Source organism: Snodgrassella sp. W8135 (genome assembly GCF_016101225.1).
Classification (GTDB): domain Bacteria; phylum Pseudomonadota; class Gammaproteobacteria; order Burkholderiales; family Neisseriaceae; genus Snodgrassella; species Snodgrassella alvi.
Map to the genome: position 1 here is coordinate 1311714 of NZ_JACFQX010000001.1, position 24405 is coordinate 1336118.

Below are 24405 nucleotides of genomic sequence, written 5' to 3' on the forward strand. Positions count from 1 at the left end.
TGATTAATTCAGTTAATCAGATAATCTGCAAAATAAAATCAGTTTTTTCATTCTACATTATGAACAATCACACAAACTACCTTACCCGCATTCTTACTGCCGCAGTATATGATGTGGCCATTGAAACACCCTTGGATTATGCTGCTAATCTGTCAGATCGACTCAACAATCACATCTGGCTGAAACGGGAAGATTTACAACCAGTATTCTCTTTCAAAATCCGCGGGGCCTATAACAAAATGGCCAAACTGGATAAAAATGCCCTGGAAAAAGGTGTCATCACGGCCTCGGCCGGCAATCATGCTCAGGGCGTAGCACTTTCAGCACAAAAACTGGGTTGTGAGGCAACTATCGTTATGCCACAGACCACACCACAAATTAAAATCGATGCTGTAAAAAAACGCGGTGGTAAAGTAGTACTGGCCGGTGAGTCCTATAATGATGCCTATAACCATGCCATGCAACTGGTTGCCCAAAGTGGCCTCACATATATTCCACCGTTTGATGATCCGGATGTCATTGCCGGACAGGGTACCATCGGTATGGAAATATTACGCCAGCACCCGAAACCTATTGATGCTGTATTTGTTGCTATTGGCGGCGGCGGGCTGGCGGCGGGAGTGGCGGCATACATTAAAAATGTACGTCCGGAGGTCAAAGTAATCGGCGTAGAAACTGAAGATGCCTGTGCTATGAAGCAATCTATTGCTGCCGGCAAACGCATTGAACTTAAAGAAGTAGGTTTGTTTGCGGATGGTACCGCAGTTAAACTGGTAGGTGAAGAAACATTCACACTATGCAAAGACTTACTGGATGATATTATTGTTGTAGATACCGATAGTATTTGTGCTGCAATTAAAGACATTTTCGATGATACCCGCAGTATTACTGAAACCTCCGGTGCACTGGCTCTTGCCGGATTAAAAGCCTATATCGCCCGGAATCAATGTCAGCATCAAAATCTAATCGCAGTAACCAGCGGTGCAAATATGAATTTCCATCAACTGCGCCACGTCTCTGAACGCTGTGAACTGACAGAGGGACATGAAGGAATTTTTGCGGTAACCATCCCGGAAAAACCCGGTAGCTTTCGTTTTTTCATTGATCTAATCGGTAACAGAAATATTACCGAATTCAATTATCGTTATGGTGATGACCAGAAGGCCCATATATTTGTTGGTATTCAAAGCAATGATACTGCTGATTTACAGACTATCGTACAGGAACTGAACAACAATGGTTTGCCGGCTCTGGATCTCACTCATAACGAAATGGCCAAACTGCATATCCGGTATATGGTAGGTGGTCGTACCAGCAAAGTGGCTAATGAACGTCTGATTAGCTTCGAATTTCCTGAGCGACCGGGTGCCCTGAGACGTTTTCTGATACATATGCAATCCGACTGGAACATTACTTTGTTTCATTATCGCAATCATGGAGCCGATTTCGGCCGCGTACTGGTTGGTTTGAATATTCCCCCGGCTGATGCAGAAAAATTTTATGCATTTCTGGATAATGTGGGTTATATCTATCAGGAACAAACTCACAATGCCGCTTATCAGCTATTTCTGAGCGAATCCGCTACCTCCTGATAATTAAATCAGAAATACAACCACAAAACAACAGACAGAGTAATTGCTAAAATTACTCTGTCTGATTTCTTAAATGAATCTGTGACTGGCTTAATCTTTCCTAGTGATATTTTTATTCTCCATTCTGCCATTAAGCCGATTTTATCTGTAAATTATAGTGTTTACTTTACATTACGGCGTTCATAAACAGCCTGAGCCAGAGTACCTGCATCTATGTATTCCAGTTCTGCTCCGAGTGGCATACCTCGCGCCAGACGCGTAACTTTTGCCGGAAACTCAGCCAGTAATTGTGCCAGCACGTACGCAGTAGCATCTCCTTCAGCAGTAAAATTGGTAGCAATAATAATCTCATCTACTTCATGATGCTGTAATCGCGTTACCAGTTTATCTAAAGCAATGGCCTGCAAATCTGCTCCCTGAGCCGGACTAACCTGTCCCATCAATACAAAATACAAACCATCATGGCAATGTGCTGATTCCATACTGGCTACATCCACCGGCATTTGTACTATCATTAATCGTTTGGTGTCACGCTGCTCATCAGAACAAATTGCACACAATTCACCTTCACAGAAAGTATTACATAAACGACAATGCTGTACCTGTAATAAAGCAGCTTGAATTGCTTCCACCAGCTCTTCTGCGCCCTGACGCTGGTGCTGTAATAATTCATATGCCATGCGCTGCGCTGTTTTAGGGCCAACATTAGGCAATACTTTTAATGCATTGGTTAAGCGGCTAAATGCGTCCACATGTTTTGTACTCATTTTTTACCTGTAACAAACTCTTCAGTCATACATAAAACCAGCCCGTTTTCACTGACTGACTGCCCGGATCTATTTCATAAAAACTATAGATTATTTTATATATAGCTCTGATGTAATTAAACTCTCATCAAACCGGAAGAAACGGAACTGGCTTCACCAACTCAGACAAAATATCTTCATCTTACCCAACCTGACATTTGTATACCATGTAAGATTACCATCAGACTAATCCGGATCACTTATCATCCTGACTTCTGAACTTCAATATAACATTTTATCTGCTTAGTTTCATAACTAAGCAGATAACAATGGTTTTAATGATAACAACTTAAACTAAAAACAATAAAAAAGGGTAACATAACCGTTACCCTTTTTTATTGGCGTAATTATTTAAATAAATCTCCCATACCTGCTGGTAAATTCATACCCTGAGTAAACTGACTCATACGTTCTGAAGAAGTTGATTCAGCTTTACGTACGGCATCATTAACCGCAGCTGCAATCAAATCTTCCAGCATCTCTTTGTCATCAGCGGCATCAGCAAGCAAACTGTCATCAATATGGATACGTTTTACTCCATAGTGACAATTCATGGTTACCTTAACCATACCAGCCCCAGATTCACCTTCCACCTCTACATTAGCCAGATCAGCCTGCGCCTTTTTCATGCGTTCCTGCATCTGTTGCGCCTGCTTCATCAAACCACCCAAACCTGCTTTTCCAAACATAATATCTTCCTTACACGTCAATTAAATAGAGAGAAAAAATTAAACAAATAATGGCAATTATTCTTTATCCAGATGTAAACTTTCCGGTATCCATTCTGCATTAAAAGTTTCCATCAGCATCTTTACAGCGGGCTGCGCTTCTAACACTGTCTTTGCCTGCTGTTGTTGTTCTGCATGTAATCGCTGCTGACGCATTTGCGGTGTTTCCGGCATACTCTGCTCCTGCCAGCTACAGGTATGCAGATGTATCGGCCGTTGATAAACTTCTGACAACGATTCAGCCAGCCGGTTTAATAACTCACGATTGGCTGTCGGCTCACCCTGCTCAGCCAGAGCAATAGTTAAATCACCACTATTTTCATCATAAGCAACAATCGCCGTATGCTGACTGAACAACTGTACTGCACCGAGACGATGCGCCAGCAAAGTTAAAATTTCCGGCCAGTTCTCTGCCGTCAATGGCGGAAAAGCCTTTTTTACCAGAGTTAAATTCTGATCATCTCTGGGTTTTTCTGCGAATATATCCGTATCTTCATCATACTTTTCCGCCAAGTTTGCATTGACTGATTCTACAGCCTCAAACACACTCACAGCCTCGCAGGATATGTCATCAACACCTGTTTCCCAGGGTGGCGGAGGCTCATCGCTAATCGTTACAGACTGAGATTCCTGCAAAGCAGGTGAAGAATCATTTAATATCTTGCTATCAGCAGCTGTTATCGACGACGATTTTTTTTCGATTATTTCAGTTTCTAATGTTACCGGTACTTCAATAGTTGCATCAGATGCTGTCTCTGACAGTGCTTCAGATACTGAAGCTGGACTATTTTTTTCAGAAACAGTTGGTATATTATCAATCTGCTTATTGTTTACTGGCACATCATGCAACTGTGTACCATCGATTTGCCCATGCAAACGTTGTGTATTCAGTGCAGCCAGAGGTGCAAATGCAAGCATCCGCAATAAGGTCATGACAAACCCGGCTTTCTCATCCGGAGCAAGCGGCAAATCTGCCTTACCTCGTAATACACACTGATAATATAATTGAATCTGCTCTCCTGAAAACAAACCCGCAAAACGAGTTAAAGCCGTATATTCAGGATCATCAGCGCCGACTGCCGGAACAGATTGCAGTATTGTTAATCGCTGTAATAACAGAGCCAGCTCAGTTAACGCACTATCAAATCCTACCGCGCAACTGGCCATTTCCTCCGCTTTAGCCAGTAATGCCTGACCATCCCGTACAGCCAAGGCTTCCAAAAGCGCATACAAATAACTTTTATCAACCGCACCAATCATATTCCGCACATCAGATTCAGTTACCTTTCCTGAACCAATGGCAATAGCCTGATCAAGCAAACTGAGTGCATCACGCATTGAGCCGGCAGCAGCCCGGCCTAACAGCCATAATGCCGGATCTTCATAAGCAATTTGTTCCTGCTGTAATACATAAACCAGATGATCATGTACCTGAGTACTATTCAGATTGCGCAAGACAAATTGCAGACACCGGCTTAAAACCGTAATCGGTACTTTCTGCGGATCTGTTGTCGCCAGAATAAATTTCACATGTTCAGGCGGCTCTTCTAAAGTTTTGAGCATGGCATTAAAAGCACTTTTCGACAACATGTGCACTTCGTCGATGATATAGACTTTATACTGCCCCATCGTTGGCGCATATTGTGCGTTTTCGAGTACTTCGCGGATATTATCAATTCCTGTATTGGAAGCAGCATCAATTTCCAGCACATCAACAAAACGGCCGGCATCAATCTGGCGACAAGAATCACATTGGTTACATGGCTCACCATGTTCAGTATGCTGGCAATTCAGGCTTTTGGCCAGAATACGGGCAATGGTGGTTTTACCTACACCCCGAGTCCCTGTAAGCATATAAGCATGATGCAAACGTCCTTTATCAAGCGCATTTAACAATGCCCTGACTACATGCTCCTGTCCTACTAAATCGGCGAACTTTTTTGGTCGCCATTTTCGTGCCAATACTTGATAAGTCATAACCATCCGCAACTGCCAGCCACAGCAAAACTTAAAGGCAAAATAAATCTTGTTCAGTGCAATCTAAACAAGCACTTTATTGTAACCAAAAACCAGCATAAAAGGTTATACCAAAGCCACAAACCAGGTGAAACAATCAGATGAAACAACCTCAACTTGCTTTAACATCTGTTGTTATTACTTTAAATAGTTAAGATTGCAGAATATATATTTAATATGCTTAAATCATCAATAATAAATTAAAGTACAAATATTTTACACAAATCGCTCTTAGTAAATATAACTACGCGAAAATAAAAACAAAAAGAAATAAAAAGTCATTTGCTACATGAAAAACTATCTGAATACATGTAACCACGCACTTAGTCTGTATGCTTAATTATAAATCAATCTTAATTTATGAAATATATAACATTACTTGAGTAGCTGCGTTTAACAATCACATTATTCCAATATTAAATATTTTTACTCTTAATCTAAGCATCTGGATGAGTAAAAAAATTACCAGAAATTTATTTATCCTTGTCAAAAGAGTTCATATTTACAAATTAACCTACCAATAATTTGATATAAATACACAATATATCAATATTATTTGTTTTAAATAAAATAATTAATTTATATTAATAACAGGGTCAATATAATTTTAAAAAGATATTTTTAGTGAGCCTGTACATGGATCATCCTTATTATCACACTGATAGTTATGTTTTTGTATGGATATTTATACTGCCCTTTTTCTACATCGTTTTTCTTCCTACCCTGATAATTGTTTATGGAAAAATTTATAAATTTATCAAAATAGGCTTTGCCATTATTATTGCCGGATGGTTAGTTTTCAGCCTGATATTTGCTGACTTCTATATTTTTTTATTTTCAATAACAGGAGCACTTTTTCCAGTTATTCTTCGCTACTGTCAATCCTTCACAACTCATTTTCAAGGCATTAAGCAAAAATTTTATTCTGTTATTGTTTATATTGTTTTGCCATTCTTATGTACCTTTTTCTGGCCAGCCTATCTTGTCGCTCCGACGTTAATAGAATACTGGCAAAACCGTCCAGACAGTGAATGCAAACAAAATGGCCGATTAGTGGCTTTATCAGAAGATATTAACTTACGTATTTACCCGATCTCCAAATATCCATCATTTTGGATTAGAAGCCTTGCTCCTAAGTTAGAAGATTATATTTTTAATACCGCTCAAAAGAATTTTTGCAGGCAGTTTTCAGCTTCTCAACCAACTTTAATCGACTCCATTGGTAAAATAAATATTGATTTAAATACTTTATGCCAACATCCGGTTTCAAAAAAAATGGCCAGCTATTGCGAAAATCTGGCAACCAGACAAATAAAATTTGAATGGCTTGAATTCGAACTGATAAAAAAAGATAAGAATACTAAAAGTCCATGGCAACAATTTCAAGACGATCTGAATAATAAATATATTTATACTAAAGAAGAAAAATTAAATTATGAAATAGTGAATCATCACACTGAATTGATTGAAAATTTAAAATTTGATAATCAAGTACAAATGTTTAAGTTTTTTGATCACTACTATAATGTCATAACCGTTCCCAATCCCGGTTGGTTACCATCTGTAACGGAACCTCTTGTTATTAATTGCCCGACTGATTATGATTTAAAATGCTATATAACTCATGATTTTACTAATAATTGGGAAGTTTCCTACTTATACTCTTTTACAATTAATTATAAGAATAATCCTGATAATGATGATCAAAATTCTATCAATCAAAAATTAGATGCAGCTAAACTGGCTTATCAGATTATAGAAAGTGTTATCGAGGAAATGCAGGTAAATCACTAGATTACTCATTATCTAATAAACACGAATAGCCATACTTAGATAAAATTTTAAATCGGAGTTATCTGCAATGAAAGATAAAAACTTATTTGAACACATAAATTAATATTAATAGCTTCTACTATAACTAATTTAATAATCATTAATCAGACATTCATTTTCATTTCAATGATAAATCTGACTATGGTTTAATTGAATATCCTGCAATATTAATACAGGTAAGAATTACACCAGATTAGTTTCATCTTTATTTAAATTTTTTAATAATTATTTTAATCAATTACTACTTACCATAGCAAAATAAAAGCCATCTGTATAATAAGATGGCTGATGATTGCAAATGAACATTCATTTATAAATTAGCATTGGCATCTGCCAGATTATTCGCAATCTGACGAACGGCTGCCACATAATGCCGGCTGTGGTTATATTGCCAGATAGTGTAGAAATTATTCAGACCAAACCAGTAATCATATTCGCCGGAAGATCTTTCCAGACGATATAAAATACCCTTTTCCTGATCTTTAATCTGCGCGGGAATGACTACGCCTAACTGACGCAACTGACCTGCGGTGTATTTAAGCGAAGTAGGTTCATCAATGATTTGTTGTAATCGCGGTGTTGGCTGCATATTTACCGGAACAGCAATCGGCGCTCCGGACTGCCAGCCATGCTGTTTCATATAATTGGCCACTGAGGCCAGTGTATCACCGGAATTACGCCAGATATCCCGATGTCCATCACCATCCCAGTCAACGGCAAACTGGCGAAAACTGGATGGCATGAACTGTGGCATACCCATTGCCCCGGCAAAGCTGCCCTTAAAGCTTAATGGATCCTGCTTTTCTTCATAAGCCAGTTGCAAAAATTCAGATAGCTCACGCTGAAAATATTCAGCCCGCCGCGGATAGTGATAGCCCAATGTTGTCAGTGCATCAGCAACCCGATATGAGCCCATAGTATTGCCGTAATTGGTTTCAATCCCGACAATCGCCACCAGCAATTGCGGCGCTACTCCATAACGTTTTGATACTGCCTGAATTATTCCGGTATTATTTTTCCAGAAGATATTTCCGGTATTAATACGAACATTATTGGCATTATTCTGTACAAATGTATACCACGGTAAGGATGTTCCCGGTTTATCCATACCACGAACAATACTTGGCCGGTAGCTTACCTGCCGGAAAAAATTTTCCAGTTGAGCCCTGCTATATTGTCCCCGCTTAACTTCAAAATCAATAAAACGATTTACATCATTACGTTTCAGTAAATCTATTCCACTGTCCGTCAAAGCAAACACTTTATTATCAGCTGGTGACGATACACTGGTTGTAGCAGTAGGCTGAAGTGGTTTTTCCTGAATTGGATGGGTACTTTGACAAGCAGACAGAAACAAAGCTGCACTTATCATCCTGACTAATTTCATTATTATGGTTCCTAGTATATGCTTCATGCACAGTTTAAACTAATTTTACCATCAATAACAAAAAAGCTGTCCGGATTAACCCGAACAGCTTACGCTTTCCTGATGTGTGTCAGTTATATTTATTCTGCAGCAGCTACAACAGTTACTGTGATAGCAGCAACAGCATCACTGTGCAGAGCTACTTCGATTTCATATTCACCAATGGCTTTCAAAGGACCATTAGGCAAACGCACATTAGCTTTAACTACTTCAACACCAATAGCAGCTTTAATAGCTTCTGCAATATCATGAGTAGTTACAGAACCAAACAGACGACCATCAACACCAGCTTTTTGCGCTACACTGATGTTCTGACCATCCAGTTTCAGTTTACGTGCTTCAGCATCAGCAAGAACAGCAGCCTGATGTGCTTCATATTCAGCACGTTTTTCTTCAAATGCAGCCAGATTGGCAGCATTGGCACGCTGAGCCTTACCCTGAGGAATCAAAAAGTTACGGGCATAGCCGTTTTTTACATTAACCAGATCACCCAGATTACCCAGGCCACCGACTTTTTCTAACAAAATAATCTGCATAATAACTCTTCCTTATTATTTATGTTGATCGGTGTAAGGCAGCAAAGCCAGAAAACGGGCACGTTTTACCGCTGTAGACAGCTGACGCTGGTAATGTGCTTTGGTTCCGGTAATGCGTGCAGGAATGATTTTACCATTTTCAGTAATAAAATCTTTTAACAAATCAACTGCTTTATAGTCTACTTGTTTGATACCTTCCGCAGTAAAGCGGCAAAATTTTCTACGTTTGAATGATTGACGAGCCATGTCGTTTAACCTTTATATTCACGAATTTGTTGGATATGCAGTACCGGACGGGAGTGGTATATACCTTTCTGGCTGAGAAATCCGCTGACTTCGACCATATTTCCCGGCTGATACGACCAGTTTTCAGCTAAATCGCCCAGTGCTTTCGCCTGAATTTCCACTTTTGCCAGATACTGCTGTTGCAGTTCCGTTTGCCATGACTCATGGGTAAGCCACATGGTCAGAACCGGCAAACCGGCAGGCGTATAGCGTAAATTGTCCAGACTTTTAATCTGTGCACACAGGTATATTTGATTCAGCAAACCGGCCTCAGTAAATTAATCAGGCTTCAGCTGCTTCTTCTGAAGCAGTTTCAGTGCTGTTACCTGCTAACAGATTTTTAGACTTCTCGTCTTTCATCATTGGAGAAGCTTCAGTCACTGCTGCGTCCATTTTTACAGTCAGATGACGCAATACAGCATCATTAAAGCGGAATGCTGTTTCAATTTCGTCAATCACTTCAGGTGTGGTTTCAATATTCATTAACACGTAGTGTGCTTTATGAATTTTATTGATCGGGTAAGCCAGCTGACGGCGGCCCCAGTCTTCCAGACGGTGAATTTTACCATTAGCTTCGGTAATCATGGTTTTGTAACGTTCAACCATAGCACCGACCTGTTCGCTTTGATCCGGATGGACAATGAACACGATTTCATAATGACGCATGAGTACTCCTTGTGGCTAATCGATCCCTTTACCATGCGAAAGTGCAAAGGGCAAGGTTGGAAAACCAACTATTATAAGCATCTTTGCATTCAGAATCAAATAATAAGTTGCCTGCTTAATCTGATTTGTTAAAATCACAACAAAAATATGTTTTTATAAATAATTTTAAATAAACCATCATTTTTACAAGTATTATTCACCAATATCATACGCACAGCTTAGTTATCTATATTTGATAATTTTAATAACGACAGTTTACAGAAACCTATTAAAACGCCTACCATTAGGTCAATTTTAAAATTTTTTCTTTGCCCTACCATGAATAACTACTTTGACTCCATGTTTGCCCGCAAAGAATTTCTGGCACGCCTGATAGTACATAGTTTAAAAACCACTACCGGCTGGCTGGAACTGGCCTGTGCAGTGGTGATTATGATTGGTACTTATTGGCTCAGCCTGCAAATGCTGTCGGCCGTATCCAAACGTACTGAAAACCAGAACAACATTAAATTTCCGTTTCTGTACCACCTGTTTACACGCCTGCTATGGCCCGTATTGCTATTTATCTGCACTATTATTGCAATGATTATCTGGCGTGCCGGCACAGGTGAGTCGGTATTATGGTTACAAATAACTGTTTTTACTGCGCGCTGGTTACTGATGATTCGCATCATTATGGCCGTGTTGCACAACGCTATCCCGAATAACCGTTTTAATGAGCATTATGAGCGCTCACTATCCACATTCCTATGGGTATGTTTTATTCTATGGCTCACCAGTCTGGATACCTTTATTGTCCGCCTGCTCAAGTCACTGGCTCTGCCCATAGGTTCAACCAGTCTGAGCCTGTATACTGTCATTACCGGCAGTATTATTGTCGGGATTGCCATTATTATTGCCATGTGGCTGTCCCGATTTACCGAAAGACGTATTCTTAAAGCAGAAAAACTCGACGTCAATCTGCGTTATGTACTGGTAAAAATTGTCAAAACATTACTGGTAGTGGTTGCCGTACTGATTGCCCTGCCTATGGTAGGAATTAACTTAACTATTCTCTCTGTTTTTGGTGGTGCTCTGGGTGTTGGTCTTGGCTTGGGCTTACAAAAAATTGCCAGCAACTATGTATCCGGTTTTATCATTCTGGCAGACCATTCCGTGCGTCCTGGCGACAGACTGAATATTAATAATTTCACCGGCTATGTAACCAAGATAACTGCCCGTTTTGTAGTACTACGCAGCAGCGACGGCTCAGAAGCCCTGATTCCGAATGATACTTTTGTTTCCAATACAGTTATCAATGATTCTTATTCTAGTAAAATCATGTCCAACAACCTGACCTTACAGGTAGCCTACAATACAGATCTGCCTCAGGCTTTGGAAATACTAAAAGAAGCTGCAGCCAAACAGGCAAGAGTATGCGATGATCCTAAACCAAACAGTTATGTTACCGGCTTTGCTGATTCCGGAATTAATCTGTATGTTAATTACTGGATTCGTGATCCGGAAAATGGTTTTCTAAGTATCAATTCTGCAATTTTGCTGGAAATCTGGAATCGTTTTAAAGAAGTTGGTATAGAATTTCCATTTCCGCAGCAGGAAATACGTATTCTCAATGATAAAGAAGATCCGATTACCTGCGATACTATAACCAGTTCAGTAAAAACTGAAACTGCTTCAGCTTATCCGGAGCCCTTACCCACCGCATTAAGCGTTTCATCTTATCGCTCAGCTCATCAACAGCATCATGATTAACAATAAACCATATAAACAACCTGTATCTGTACTGGTTGTTATTTATGATAACAACCGGCAGATACTGCTACTGGAACGCGCAGATAAGCCGGATTTCTGGCAATCTGTAACTGGCAGTCTGGAACCGGGAGAAACAATTGAACAGACTGCAAAACGAGAACTGGCAGAAGAAACCGGCATTTACAGCAATGATATTCTTAACTGGCAGCAATCCACTATCTACGAAATTTATCCGCACTGGCGTCATCGCTATGCTCCCGGAGTTACTCATAATACCGAGCATATCTTTTCCCTGTGTGTTACAGCAGAAACACCTATTCTTCTGTCACCACGCGAACATTTAGACTATATATGGTGTTCGCCTGAACAGGCTGCGGAAAAAGTATTTTCGCCATCGAACCGTTCAGCAATACTACAACTACCCCAACACTGGTAATTTAAAATCACCGGCCATTTTCATGAATAAAATCACTATTGCCTCCTATAACATACATAAAGGCATGTCAGCACTTAATAAAAAAGTACAGCTTCCTCAAATGGCGGCAGCACTGCATCAGCTGGCACCAGACATATTGTTTTTGCAGGAAGTACAAGGAATCAATAGTAAACGGGCAGAAAATATGCCGGATTTTCCCAAAAAACCCCATTACCAGGTACTCGGCGAACAGTTAGCCTATAACGTCAGTTACGGACGTAATGCCCGTTATAAATACCGCGATCATGGTAATGCTATTTTAAGTCAGCTGCCAATTGTAACCTGTCATAATCTGGATATAAGTGTAAACAGTGTTGAACAACGAGGACTGTTACATTGTGAAATACAGCCCCCGCACTGGACACGACCTTTGGTATGCCTGTGTGCCCATTTAAACTTACGTGAACCAGACCGAATAAAACAGTATCAGACTATTTATGACTATATCCAAAGTGAAATAGATCCGGCCAATCCATTAATTTTAGCCGGCGATTTCAACGACTGGCGCCAGCGTTCTCACGATACTTTAGGTTTAAAATTAAATTTGCATGATGCATTTTATGCTTATCGCCATGCACCGAAAACTTTTCCCGCCCGCCTGCCTATTTTAAGTCTCGACAGAATCTTTACCCGCCATCTGGAAATACATGAAGCAAAACCATTAACAGGTCTGCCATGGCAAAAACTCTCCGACCATCTGCCTTTGTACGCAGTTGTCAGCCCTCTGAGTAAAACTTAATAACCTGTTTTCAAATGAATCTAAATCATTATTCCTAAGCTGGATTTCATCTAAGCTATTTTTATCCAGACATTTTCCGAATAATTTTAAAAACCGTCGTATCTATTGAATTAATAAAGCTTTCAGCAAAATTATTAATAAAATAAACTTGTTATATAAATATACTTTGATATAACAAGTAATAGAAATTGCGTTAATTATTTTATATTTCAATAGTTTAATAGGTTAAACTCAATATTTGCTTTACTATCAGGACTAGGCCTTGGCTTTTTATAAATTATAGCTATTGGTGCCCAAAATGCATTTGTTTTAAAGCAAGGTCTAAAGCAGCAATATGTTTTCTGGGTATGCCTGATCTGCTCAGTATCAGATACTATTCTGATTTATTTAGGGGTAACCGGATTTGCTAAAGTACTTAACCGCTATCCGGAAATTATTATTTATGCCAAATATTTTGGTGTTTTTTATTTATTTATGGCATACGAAGTTTTTATTCTGCATTGAATCAAAATTCAGCGCTGAAAACAAGCCTGATTGATAAAAGTTCCTTAATGAAAGTTATTGGAGTATGTCTGGCTTTTACATGGTTAAATCCACATGTGTATCTGGATACAGTGATTTTAGTTGGTTCGATATCAGTATCATTCAAAGATAATCTTCATCTATTTACGCTTGGAGTTATGCTTGCCTCATGGCTGTTCTTTTTTTCTTTAGGCTATGGTGCAAAATTTTTATCTCCTTTATTTAATCAAAATCTTTCATGGAAAATATTAGACTTAGTTATAGGGATTATTATGTGGAGTATAAGTTTTAGCTTGATTTTCACTAAATAGTTATATTGAACGCTAATTTCATTGAAAAATCAGCTTTCTTTCAGCAATAAAAAATTATTCTATCAATTAACTCATTTAGACTTTGTTTCAAATATTTACTGCTTATCAATTTTAATTAAATACTAAACAGAAGGAATTTTAAAAGCAATTATGCTTTTTCCTAATTACATCTTATAAATACACTTTTAATTACAAACCAAAATTTAATAGTTTTTATTAATAATCAGTACAAAATTATGTCATTAGAAGTCCTGCCTGAAAGGGTTTAGAATAACAATCCAAATTTCACTAAGCTTTACAGAACGTGATTTTAGCCAGCTTATAGGTGGCTGTAATTATTAAAAATCAGGATTACTATTATGAACTTTCCTCCTCGAATTATGCCCAATACACGTATGCGGCGTATGCGACGTGATGATTTTTCACGGCGAATGATGCGTGAAACCATACTGACAGCCAATGATTTTATTTTGCCGGTATTTGTGCATGAACAAACTGGGCGTATGCCTGTTGACAGCATGCCCGGAGTAGAACGTTTATCTATTGATGAATTATTAAAAGTTGCGGAACAGGCTTTAAAACTGGGCGTACCGGTTCTGGATTTATTTGGTGTTCCCAATCCTGATAGCAAAACCGCTGACGGACGGGCGGCATGGGATGAAAACGGTATCATTCAGCGTGCTATCCGTGCTCTGAAATCCCGTTTTCCTGAGCTGGGTGTAATGGCAGATCAGGCTCTCGATCCTTATACAACCCACGGACAGGATGGCCTGCCGGATGAAAATGGTTATATTAAAAATGATGAAACGATAGAAGCGCTTATCAAACAATCACTTTCACATGCAGCAGCCGGTGCGGATATTCTTTCTCCAAGCGATATGATGGATGGACGTATCGGAGCTATCCGCGAAGCATTGGAAGAAAATAGTTTTATTCATACCCGGATTATGTCTTATGCTGCCAAATATGCTTCAGCTTTTTACGGTCCGTTTCGCAGTGCGGTAGGCAGTGCCGGTAATCTGGGTAAAGGTAATAAATATACTTATCAGATGGATCCTGCTAACAGCAATGAAGCACTGCATGAAGTAGCACTTGATATAGCTGAAGGAGCAGATATGGTAATGATTAAACCGGGTATGCCTTATCTGGATGTAATCAGACGGGTTAAAGATGAATTTGGCGTTCCTACATACGCCTATCAGGTATCTGGTGAGTACGCCATGCTGCAGGCAGCCATCAGTAATGGCTGGCTCGAGGCTGATAAAGTAATTTTAGAAAGCCTGCTTGCATTTAAACGAGCCGGTGCAGATGGTATTCTGACCTATTTTGCCTTGCAAGCAGCGCAGCAATTACAACAAAATAGCTAGAATAAAAAGATATATAGCCATCAGGAATGCATCAGTTTGCAAACAACCCAGCCGGTATGAAAGCAAACCGATGCATTTATATATTTATATTTGAATGCATGCTGATTTATTTTGAATTTGATTACTGATTCTTCTATACCATCATACAAATATCATTAACAATATAGATAATCAGATAGTTAAAACACTTAATGATTATTTTGAGAAATTACAATAAATATGAATTCAATACAGAAAATATGCAAAATGGTATGAAAATTGCTAAACATTTACTCAAATGTTAACAAGTAAGGAAAATAAGCATAAAAACAATAAAGATAATAATTATCTAATTTGAATTAGATTGTTTACTTTAGTTATATTATTTAAACCATGTTGCAAAAAGAAATCAATCAATATTTTATTTCAGTCGATACCTTTACAACACCCGAATATTTGTTTATTTCAAAACGAGTTCATAAAAAACCATATAATACAAAATTTTAAATACAACAATTAGACGATCTGGCTTTTAATTATTGTTGAAATTATTTAAAAAAAATTATTTTTTAAAATAATTCACACAAAATTGATACAGATTAACCTTTTTATAATCTTAACATTTATCTTCTTTTTTTCAGAAAAAAAGCTTGCTGTTTTTTTCTTAAAACATACACCCTATATTTATCTATATAAATCAGCATTTTATATTTAATAAAAATTTAAGTTTATTCATGATAAATTTAAATATTAAACTAATTTTCAAAATGACATTTATGTGTTAATAAACGGATTTTATCGGAAATCAAAGCAGTATTCTTATCTTCACGACAAAGAAATATAAAGTAATTTTTTAATATACATATTTGTTTTATATAATAAATAATAAAAAATATTTTAAAAATTTTTTATTTATTCCGCTATGTTTTTTAATAATGTGTTGAATACTGCAATATACAGTTCAGCTACATTGTCTTAAAATAGTAGCACCCGTTTTTTACAAACGTTAATCGTGTTTCCCGTAATGTTGAGGTCGTTACATGAAATTAAGTAAGCTCTCAGGGATAGTATTGACGATGCTGATCGGTTCGCTTTTTTTAAGCGGCTGTGATGCAGCTCTGCTAAACCCTAAAGGCCATATAGGTCAGGAAGAACGCACACTGATACTGACAGCCTTAGGCTTGATGTTGATAGTCGTAATTCCGGTGATTATCATGGCAGTTTTATTTTCTCTGAAATTCAGAGAGGGTAGTAATGCCAAATATTCACCGAAATGGGCGCATTCCAACAAACTCGAAGCCGTAGTTTGGGGTATTCCTATCCTGATTATTCTCATTCTGGGAACAATCACATGGAAAACCACTCACTCTCTGGATCCCTATCGTCCGCTGGAAAGTGATAAAAAACCGGTGGTAATCGAAGTAATTTCATTAGACTGGAAATGGCTGTTTATTTATCCTGAACAGGGTATTGCCACTGTTAATGAAATTGCTTTTCCGAAAGATACCCCGGTGGAATTCAGAATCACTTCCAATACAGTGATGAATTCATTCTTTATTCCGCAGCTGGGTAGCCAGATTTATGCTATGGCTGGTATGCAAACCAAATTACATCTGGTTGCTGATACAGCAGGTGAATACAAAGGTATTTCATCCAGCTACAGCGGTGCCGGTTTCTCTGGCATGAAATTTACTGCCATTGCGACACCGGATGAAGCCAGCTTCAATCAGTGGGTGGATAAGGTGAAACAGTCGCCCAATACACTTAATGACATGGCTTCATTCAACAAACTGGCTGCGCCTAGTCAATTCCATAAAGTGGAATATTTCTCCAGCGCAAATCCGGGTTTGTACGGCAACGTGATTGCTAAATTTGCCAATCACAATATGCCTGCTGCTCTACAGGCCAGTGCAGCCAGCAGTGCTGAGTAAGCTTGCGAGGAAATAAACAATGTTCGGAAAATTATCTTTAGATGCGATACCGTTCCATGAACCGATTGTCATGGTAACGATTACAGCTATCATCGTCATTGGTCTGGCGCTGGTAGGTGCAATTACGTATTTTCATAAATGGGGCTATCTGTGGAAAGAATGGTTTACTACAGTTGACCACAAACGCATCGGTATCATGTATATCATTGTCGCTATTGTGATGCTGGTTCGTGGTTTTGCCGATGCAGTGATGATGCGTAGTCAGCAGGTTTTAGCCTCATCAGGTACCAGTGACGGCTTTTTGCCACCACATCACTACGATCAGATTTTCACCGCTCACGGTGTAATCATGATTTTCTTTGTTGCCATGCCTTTTGTAATCGGCCTGATGAACTTTGTCATCCCGCTGCAACTGGGTGCGCGCGATGTGGCCTACCCATTCCTGAATAATCTGGGTTTCTGGTTTACTGCTGTAAGTGTGGTACTGGTTAACTTATCACTGGGAATCGGTGAATTTGCACAAACCGGCTGGTTGTCCTATCCGCCGCTGTCTGGTCTGGAATTCAGTCCGGGGGTAGGTGTTGATTACTGGATATGGAGTTTGCAGATATCAGGTATCGGGACAACAGTTAGTGCTGTTAACTTTATTGCTACTATCCTGAAAATGCGTGCCCCGGGCATGACTATGATGAAAATGCCTATTTTCTGCTGGGCATCTTTCTGTAGCAATATTCTGATTCTGACTTCCTTCCCTATCCTGACAGCCTCTGTTGCCATGCTGACATTAGACCGTTACCTCGGCACCCACTTCTTTACTAATGAACTGGGCGGTAACATGATGATGTACATCAACCTGATCTGGGCATGGGGTCATCCGGAAGTATATATTCTGATACTGCCAATCTTTGGTGTGTATTCAGAAGTTACAGCTACATTCTCACGCAAGACCATGTTTGGCTATACTTCAATGGTATGGGCAACTGTGTGTATCACCATATTGTCTTTCATCGTATGGCTGCACCACTTCTTTACCATGGGTTCAGGTGCCAATGTCAACGCATTCTTCGGTATCGCAACCATGATTATTTCTATCCCGACCGGGGTAAAAATCTTCAACTGGCTGTTTACCATGTATGAAGGTCGTATTTCCTTCCATGTGCCGATGCTGTGGACTGTAGGCTTTATCATTACATTCTCTGTAGGTGGTATGACCGGTGTACTGCTTGCTGTGCCGGGTGCGGATTTTGTATTGCATGGCAGTCTGTTCTTAGTCGCTCACTTCCATAACACCATTATCGGTGGTGTAGTGTTTGGATTGTTTGCAGCACTTAACTACTGGTTCCCGAAAGCATTCGGCTTTAAGCTGGATGAAAAATGGGGCAAACGGGCTTTCTGGTGCTGGTTTATCGGCTTCTTTGTAGCATTCATGCCTTTATACGCACTGGGCTTCATGGGTATGACCCGCCGTCTGAGTCAGCACATTGATCCGGCTTACCATAATTTGCTGTGCGTTGCTGCCAGTGGTGCTGCCATTATCGCTCTGGGTGTAGTATGCATGGTGATTCAAGTTGTAGTTTCCTGCCTGCATCGTAAGGAAAACCTTGATGTTACGGGTGATCCGTGGGATGGTCGTACTCTGGAATGGTCTACTTCTTCCCCTGTACCTTTCTATAATTTCGCTGTGCAGCCACAGGTTGAAAGCCGTGATGCATTCTGGGATGAGAAAGAAAAAGGTATTGCTTACAAGAAACCAGCCAAATATGAAGAAATTCATATGCCGAAAAATACTGCTGCCGGTCTGGTGATTGCAGTGTTCTCAATGATTTGCGGCTTTGCCCTGATCTGGCATATCTGGTGGATGGCTATCGTTGGCTTTGCCGGCATGATTATCAGCATTATTGTCAAGAGCTTTGACACGGATGTGGATTACTACGTTCCGGTTGCTGAAATCGAAGCCATTGAAAGCAAACGTTTTAATGAATTAACTAAAGCAGGACTGAAATAATGTCAACTGAAACCTTGATTCACGGTAGTGCGCATGAGCACGCTCACCACGACAACGGTTCACTGAAGGTATTCGGGTTCTGGATTTACCTGATGAGTGACTTGATTTTGTTCTCCTGTCTGTTTGCCACCTATATCGTGCTCCTGCCGGGCACAGCAGGTGGTCCAAGCGGCAAAGACATTTTCGAGCTGCCTTTTGTGCTGGTAGAAACTTTTGCTCTTTTATTGAGTTCCATTACTTACGGCTTTGCCGTGCTGGCAATGAATCGCAATAATCAGAGTCAGGTTTTATTATGGCTGGTGATTACTTTTGTATTCGGTGCATGCTTCATCGGGATGGAACTGTATGAATTTCATCACCTGATTACAAGTGGTATGGGTCCTGACCGCAGTGGTTATCTTTCTGGCTTTTTTGCTCTGGTCGGCACCCACGGTCTGCACGTTACTGCCGGTTTAATCTGGATGGCTGTAATGATGATTCAGGTAGCTTCACGCGGTCTTACTAGTGTTAACCGCATGCGCATCAACTGCCTGAGCCTGTTCTGGCACTTTCTGGACATCGTGTGGATTTGCGTGTTCTCAATTGTATATCTGATGGGGGTAGCGTTATGAGTCAGTCAAACCATCAAGACCATATCCCACAACATGGCAGTGCTAAAAACTACATTATCGGGTTTATCCTGTCTGTAGTTTTAACTCTGATTCCATTTATGATGGTAATGAATCAGTCCGCTGATAAACAAACTCTGTTTGCCGTGATTGTCATTACTGCCGTTTTGCAGCTTATTGTTCAGCTGGTATGCTTTTTGCATCTGGGCAGTAACCCTGAAGAACGCTGGAATCTGATTTCATTTATCTTCACTGCTATTGTGATTGTATTGCTAGTAGGTCTTTCCATCTGGATTATGTGGAGCCTCAACGCAAACATGGTGTTAGGTTAAAGGCAGTTCATGATTAAGCCATACCTGCAAGTAACAAAACCAGGTATTATCGTCGGCAACCTGATTTCGGTTGTCGGCGGGTTTTTGCTGGCGTCAAAAGGCAGCATAAACGGCTACCTGCTAATCCTTACCCTGCTGGGCGTGTCTTTGGTAGTAGCCTCCGGCTGTGCGTTTAATAATCTGATTGACCGTGATATTGATCCGAAAATGGAGCGTACTAAGAATCGTGTGCTTGTGCGGGGCTTAGCATCTGCCCGCGTAACATTTGCACTGGCCACGATACTGGGTATTGCCGGGTTTGTTGTGCTTTATTTTGGCGCAAATCCCTTAGCCATGTGGTTATCTGTAATGGGCTTTGTGGTTTATGTAGGGATTTACAGTCTCTATATGAAACGGCATTCAGTTTACGGAACTTTAATTGGCAGTCTGTCGGGTGCCGCACCACCAGTAATCGGTTATTGCGCTGTAAGCAATAATTTTGATGCAGGTGCACTTATTCTGCTGGCGATTTTCAGTCTCTGGCAGATGCCACATTCCTATGCAATCGCGATTTACCGCTTTAAGGATTATCAGGCGGCTAATATTCCGGTTTTACCGGTAGTAAAAGGCATTGCTGTAGCAAAACACCATATCACGTTTTATATTATTGCCTTTATGTTTGCAACATTGATGCTGTCAATAGGCGGTTACGCCGGCTACAAATATCTGGTCGTTGCTGCGGCTGTCAGCGTGTGGTGGCTGTGTATGGCATTATCCGGCTATAAAGCACAGAATAATGATCGTATATGGGCGCGCAAACTGTTTGTGTTTTCGATTATTGCTATCACTACCTTAAGCATAATGATGTCGGTAGATTTTATGACTCCGGCCTCACAAACTGTATTAAGCTTTGCTGGCTGATACCGTGACATAAATATATAACAATACGCAAACCAACCCAACCTGCCTTTGTTTCTTTTACAATAGGCAGGTTTTTCTTTTAAGCAGTATTAAACATGAATTCCAAGAACAACACCGATACACACATGAATCTTGCCGAAAGGCGTGCAACTTGGGGGTTAGGGGCAGTCTTTTCGCTGCGTATGCTGGGCATGTTTATGGTTCTTCCTGTTCTGACTACTTATGGTATGAAATTAGAGGGAGCAAGTGAAAGCCTGATCGGACTGGCAATCGGAATTTATGGTCTGATGCAGGCTATATTACAAATTCCTTTTGGTTTGTGGTCTGACCGTTTCGGGCGTAAACCTTTAATTGTAGGCGGCTTGCTGATTTTCACTCTGGGCAGCATTATTGCTGCCTTAACATCCTCTATCTGGGGAGTCATACTGGGACGTGCATTACAAGGCAGTGGTGCTATCGCAGCAGCTGTAATGGCATTATTATCTGACCTGACGCGCGAACAAAACCGCACCAAAGCCATGGCTTTTATTGGTATTAGCTTTGGTATCACTTTTGCAATTGCCATGGTCTGCGGACCTATCATTACACACGCAATAGGTTTACACGGATTATTCTGGGTTATTGCGGTATTGGCACTGGCTGCTATCGGCCTGACATTGTTTTTTGTACCCGACAGTACTGTTCATATACTTAACCGTGAATCAGGCATTGTACGCGGCAGTTTTGGTACTGTACTGCGCAACCCTGCCCTGTTTAAGCTGAACATCGGTATTTTCTGCATGCATTTTCTGCTTATGTCGACTTTTGTTGCACTGCCTATACAACTGGAACAGGCAGGCTTTCCGGCAGCCAGACATTGGCAGATTTATTTATACACGATGCTGATTGCTTTCATAACTGTTCTGCCACCAATTATATACGCTGAAAGCAAACGGCAAATGAAGCAAGTGTTTATCTTGTGTGTTGCCGGACTATTAATTGCTGAAAGTGTATTATGGCTGGCTAATATTTCTTTCTGGCCGCTTGTCACAGGTGTTTTATTATTCTTTATTGCTTTTAATCTGATGGAAGCACTCTTGCCTTCATGGGTCAGTAAAGAAGCACCGGCAGGTTATAAAGGCACTGCAATGGGCATCTATGCAACTGGGCAGTTTCTGGGCGTAGCCTGCGGAGGAACAATCGGAGGCTGGCTAGCTGCACATACCGGTGCACATAGTGTTTTTATCTTTGGCACAGGATTAACTTTTATCTGGCTTCTGCTGAGTCTGACAATGCACGAACCACCCTATTTGGCCAGTCTGCGCATTATCCTGAAACAGGGTCGTGTTTTACCTGACAATGCCCGACAACAATTACTTGAACAGGCTGGTGTACATCAGGTACTAATTATTCCTGAAGAACACAGTATATATATCAAAATAGACAGCAAAATTACTAACCGTGAACAACTGGAAGTATTCATCGATACTATAAGTAATTAAACCAAAACAGGCGCAAACCAATATTAGATAATTATCGATTTACGCCTGTTTCAAAAAATATCATTTTCAGGATACTGGATTATTTTAAAAACTAATAAAAAATTATATTTTTCTATTGGAATCAATGTCAGTTTTCAGACCTGTCCGAATGCTTGCATAATTTCATTGGCCAGTACGAGCTGACTATCAACAACTTTGGTTGCTCCTGCCTGAATAAACAACTGTTTGTCCTGTTCATATCTGCTGAATGTGACTATGTGCAGTTGCGGATTAAGCGCGATAGCAGCCTTTATAATTGATATCACTTCAGTTTTATTCTGAATAGTAATAATCAGATTTTTAGCCTGAGCGACAAATACAGCATCCAGCATCCCATCTGATAATGCATGCCCATAGGCCACAGGTATCTGACGTGCACGCAACTCGGTAACAACTTCTAAACGATTTTCCTGTACATAGACTGTTTCATTACGTGCGTGCAAATGTCTGATTATTTCTTGTCCGACCGGGCCTGCACCCACCAATACCGTATGATCGCTCACCGCAGGAGCAATAGCCATATCTTCATCTACAAAATAGATTGAAACCGGTTTAATTGGTGCAGCTACTTTTGCATGAGGTTTATCCGATAATCGATTACTCTCGGACACAATGGTTGTAGCAGAAGATTTTTGCTGTGACTGTTTTTCCAGATAGCGGTTCAGCCAGACAAATAAAAACGGGTTACAGATTATGGATATTAGTGCACTACCCAGAATCAGATCACTGGCTAATTGCGGCAAAATATTGTATACCGCGCCCAGACTGGCAATCATGAAGGAAAACTCACCGATCTGAGCCAGCGCAACAGCAATTGTTAGTGCAGTTTGAGGCGGATAGCCGAATACACGCACAATCAAAAATGCTCCCGCACTTTTACCTATTACTACCACCAATAAAGTGGCTAAGAGTAATAGTGGGTTACGGACAATAATACTAGGATCAAACAGCATACCCACTGAAACAAAAAACAGTACGGTAAAAAAATCACGTAAGCCGCCGGATGCTTCTTCAGCAGTGTGATTCATACTGGTTTCGCTGATGATGGCTCCGGCAAAAAAAGCACCCAGAGCAAACGACACACCGAAGAAATAATTGGCCAGTATGGCACAGCCTAAAGCAATAGCAATGACAGCCAAACGAAACAACTCAGGACTTCCTGTGCTCACTACACGCTGTAAAGACCATGGAATTATTCTGCGACCAAGAAAAAGCATAACCAGTATAAATGCAATGATTTGTGCTCCGGTTTTGCCCAGTAAATAAAGCAGATTTGCACTGGAAACAGCACCCTCTCCTGATAAAACCGGTGCCAGAGCCGGAATCATCACCAGCACAAACACCATGGCAATATCTTCAACAATCAGCCAGCCGGTAGCAATTCGCCCCTGTGTAGAATCCCCCAAATGCCAGCGCTGTAAAGCCGCTATTAAGACAACAGTTGAAGCACAAGATAGAGCCAATCCAAAGACAATACCCGCACCTGTTGTCCAGCCGGCCAGATAGGCAAGCAGCCAGCCAAGTAAGGTAGCCAGAACAATCTGGATAAGTGCACCCGGTATCGCTACCCGCTTAACTGCAAGTAAATCGCGAATGGAAAAATGCAGCCCCACCCCAAACATCAGCAAAATCACGCCCAGTTCGGCCAACTGCTGTGATAAATGTATATCAGCAGTAAATCCTTTGGTATACGGTCCGACAATTATGCCGGCCAGCAGATAGCCGACCAACGGGGGCATCCGCAGCTTATGTGCGATATAACCGAGCACAAAGGCGAAAAATAAACCACCTACGATGGTTTCAACCAGTGGAAATGAGTGATGCATTGCTTTCTCAGGGTAATAGTAAATAATAGTAAGTAATCTATACTAGCGGAAAAATATCAGCAAATAAAAGCTTTTATACGCTTTTAGGTTATAATTATCATATTTTATCGATAATTTTCATATCTTATGTATAAGTATCCCCATTTACTAATTGCGTTACTAATACAGGCAGTGAGAAAAGCCGGATTTATTACTCGGTTCGGTTTACTGTGCTGAACATATTTACAGGCGATTTTTTATGACATAGTTA

21 protein-coding genes and 1 pseudogene are annotated in these 24405 nt (G+C 40.2%); 13 read left to right on the forward strand and 9 right to left on the reverse strand.

Going from position 1 to position 24405, the window contains the following annotated elements:
* The first annotated feature begins 59 nt into the window (after positions 1–59).
* Positions 60–1592, forward strand: coding sequence for a threonine ammonia-lyase, biosynthetic (gene ilvA, locus H3T75_RS05850; protein ID WP_084585824.1), 1533 nt, complete (start codon positions 60–62; stop codon positions 1590–1592).
* Between the two features lie 161 nt (positions 1593–1753).
* Here the strand turns inward: ilvA and recR are convergent, their stop codons facing one another.
* The 3 genes from recR to dnaX all read right to left on the reverse strand — a co-directional run bounded on the left by recR (position 1754) and on the right by dnaX (position 5103).
* Positions 1754–2359, reverse strand: coding sequence for a recombination mediator RecR (gene recR / locus H3T75_RS05855; RefSeq protein WP_084551641.1), 606 nt, complete (start codon positions 2357–2359; stop codon positions 1754–1756).
* Between the two features lie 386 nt (positions 2360–2745).
* Entirely contained in the window at positions 2746–3087 is a 342-nt protein-coding gene (locus H3T75_RS05860; RefSeq protein WP_025330421.1) for a YbaB/EbfC family nucleoid-associated protein, read from the reverse strand.
* A gap of 57 nt (positions 3088–3144) precedes the next feature.
* Complete coding sequence (gene dnaX / locus H3T75_RS05865) at positions 3145–5103, reverse strand: DNA polymerase III subunit gamma/tau (RefSeq protein WP_198211241.1); 1959 nt, start codon at positions 5101–5103, stop codon at positions 3145–3147.
* Positions 5104–5778: 675 nt separating this feature from the next.
* Here dnaX and H3T75_RS05870 point away from each other — a divergent pair.
* A complete protein-coding gene (locus tag H3T75_RS05870; RefSeq protein WP_198211242.1) occupies positions 5779–6936 on the forward strand; it encodes a hypothetical protein in 1158 nt (385 codons plus the stop codon).
* Between the two features lie 349 nt (positions 6937–7285).
* Here the strand turns inward: H3T75_RS05870 and mltB are convergent, their stop codons facing one another.
* The 5 genes from mltB to rpsF form a co-directional block, all read right to left on the reverse strand.
* Positions 7286–8365, reverse strand: a complete 1080-nt coding sequence (gene mltB / locus H3T75_RS05875) for a lytic murein transglycosylase B (protein ID WP_084586542.1) — start codon at positions 8363–8365, stop codon at positions 7286–7288.
* A gap of 116 nt (positions 8366–8481) precedes the next feature.
* Entirely contained in the window at positions 8482–8937 is a 456-nt protein-coding gene (rplI, locus tag H3T75_RS05880) for a 50S ribosomal protein L9 (protein ID WP_041880712.1), read from the reverse strand.
* Between the two features lie 15 nt (positions 8938–8952).
* On the reverse strand, positions 8953–9183 hold the full coding sequence (gene rpsR / locus H3T75_RS05885) for a 30S ribosomal protein S18 (RefSeq protein ID WP_025330416.1): 231 nt from the start codon (positions 9181–9183) through the stop codon (positions 8953–8955).
* Between the two features lie 5 nt (positions 9184–9188).
* Positions 9189–9485: a primosomal replication protein N gene (priB, locus tag H3T75_RS05890; protein WP_174831356.1), complete on the reverse strand. Its 297-nt coding sequence runs from the start codon at positions 9483–9485 to the stop codon at positions 9189–9191.
* 19 nt (positions 9486–9504) lie between these two features.
* A complete protein-coding gene (gene rpsF, locus H3T75_RS05895; RefSeq protein ID WP_025330414.1) occupies positions 9505–9888 on the reverse strand; it encodes a 30S ribosomal protein S6 in 384 nt (127 codons plus the stop codon).
* Between the two features lie 318 nt (positions 9889–10206).
* Between rpsF and H3T75_RS05900 the strand changes: the two genes are divergently transcribed.
* The 11 genes and pseudogenes from H3T75_RS05900 to H3T75_RS05955 all read left to right on the forward strand — a co-directional run bounded on the left by H3T75_RS05900 (position 10207) and on the right by H3T75_RS05955 (position 22290).
* On the forward strand, positions 10207–11640 hold the full coding sequence (locus tag H3T75_RS05900) for a mechanosensitive ion channel family protein (protein WP_084549762.1): 1434 nt from the start codon (positions 10207–10209) through the stop codon (positions 11638–11640).
* Positions 11633–12076 carry a dihydroneopterin triphosphate diphosphatase gene (nudB, locus tag H3T75_RS05905; protein WP_037394082.1) on the forward strand — a complete coding sequence of 148 codons (444 nt, stop codon included), beginning with the start codon at positions 11633–11635 and terminating at the stop codon, positions 12074–12076. Before H3T75_RS05900 ends, nudB begins: the two co-directional genes overlap by 8 nt.
* A gap of 22 nt (positions 12077–12098) precedes the next feature.
* On the forward strand, positions 12099–12854 hold the full coding sequence (locus H3T75_RS05910; protein ID WP_078475308.1) for an endonuclease/exonuclease/phosphatase family protein: 756 nt from the start codon (positions 12099–12101) through the stop codon (positions 12852–12854).
* A 285-nt stretch (positions 12855–13139) separates the two neighbouring features.
* Positions 13140–13687, forward strand: a pseudogene (locus H3T75_RS05920) (LysE/ArgO family amino acid transporter).
* Positions 13688–14046: 359 nt separating this feature from the next.
* Positions 14047–15054: a porphobilinogen synthase gene (gene hemB, locus H3T75_RS05925; protein ID WP_078475310.1), complete on the forward strand. Its 1008-nt coding sequence runs from the start codon at positions 14047–14049 to the stop codon at positions 15052–15054.
* Between the two features lie 1019 nt (positions 15055–16073).
* Positions 16074–16964: a ubiquinol oxidase subunit II gene (cyoA, locus tag H3T75_RS05930; protein WP_025330408.1), complete on the forward strand. Its 891-nt coding sequence runs from the start codon at positions 16074–16076 to the stop codon at positions 16962–16964.
* A gap of 19 nt (positions 16965–16983) precedes the next feature.
* Complete coding sequence (gene cyoB / locus H3T75_RS05935) at positions 16984–18969, forward strand: cytochrome o ubiquinol oxidase subunit I (RefSeq protein WP_025330407.1); 1986 nt, start codon at positions 16984–16986, stop codon at positions 18967–18969.
* Complete coding sequence (locus H3T75_RS05940; RefSeq protein ID WP_025330406.1) at positions 18969–19580, forward strand: cytochrome o ubiquinol oxidase subunit III; 612 nt, start codon at positions 18969–18971, stop codon at positions 19578–19580. Before cyoB ends, H3T75_RS05940 begins: the two co-directional genes overlap by 1 nt.
* A complete protein-coding gene (gene cyoD, locus H3T75_RS05945; protein ID WP_025330405.1) occupies positions 19577–19909 on the forward strand; it encodes a cytochrome o ubiquinol oxidase subunit IV in 333 nt (110 codons plus the stop codon). The genes H3T75_RS05940 and cyoD overlap by 4 nt, the downstream gene beginning before the upstream one ends.
* Before the next feature lie 9 nt (positions 19910–19918).
* Positions 19919–20809, forward strand: a complete 891-nt coding sequence (cyoE, locus tag H3T75_RS05950; protein ID WP_041880326.1) for a heme o synthase — start codon at positions 19919–19921, stop codon at positions 20807–20809.
* Between the two features lie 95 nt (positions 20810–20904).
* Complete coding sequence (locus H3T75_RS05955) at positions 20905–22290, forward strand: MFS transporter (protein ID WP_232335777.1); 1386 nt, start codon at positions 20905–20907, stop codon at positions 22288–22290.
* A 134-nt stretch (positions 22291–22424) separates the two neighbouring features.
* On the opposite strand, the gene H3T75_RS05960 is transcribed toward H3T75_RS05955, so the two are convergent.
* Positions 22425–24155, reverse strand: a complete 1731-nt coding sequence (locus tag H3T75_RS05960) for a cation:proton antiporter (RefSeq protein WP_198211243.1) — start codon at positions 24153–24155, stop codon at positions 22425–22427.
* Positions 24156–24405: the final 250 nt, after the last annotated feature.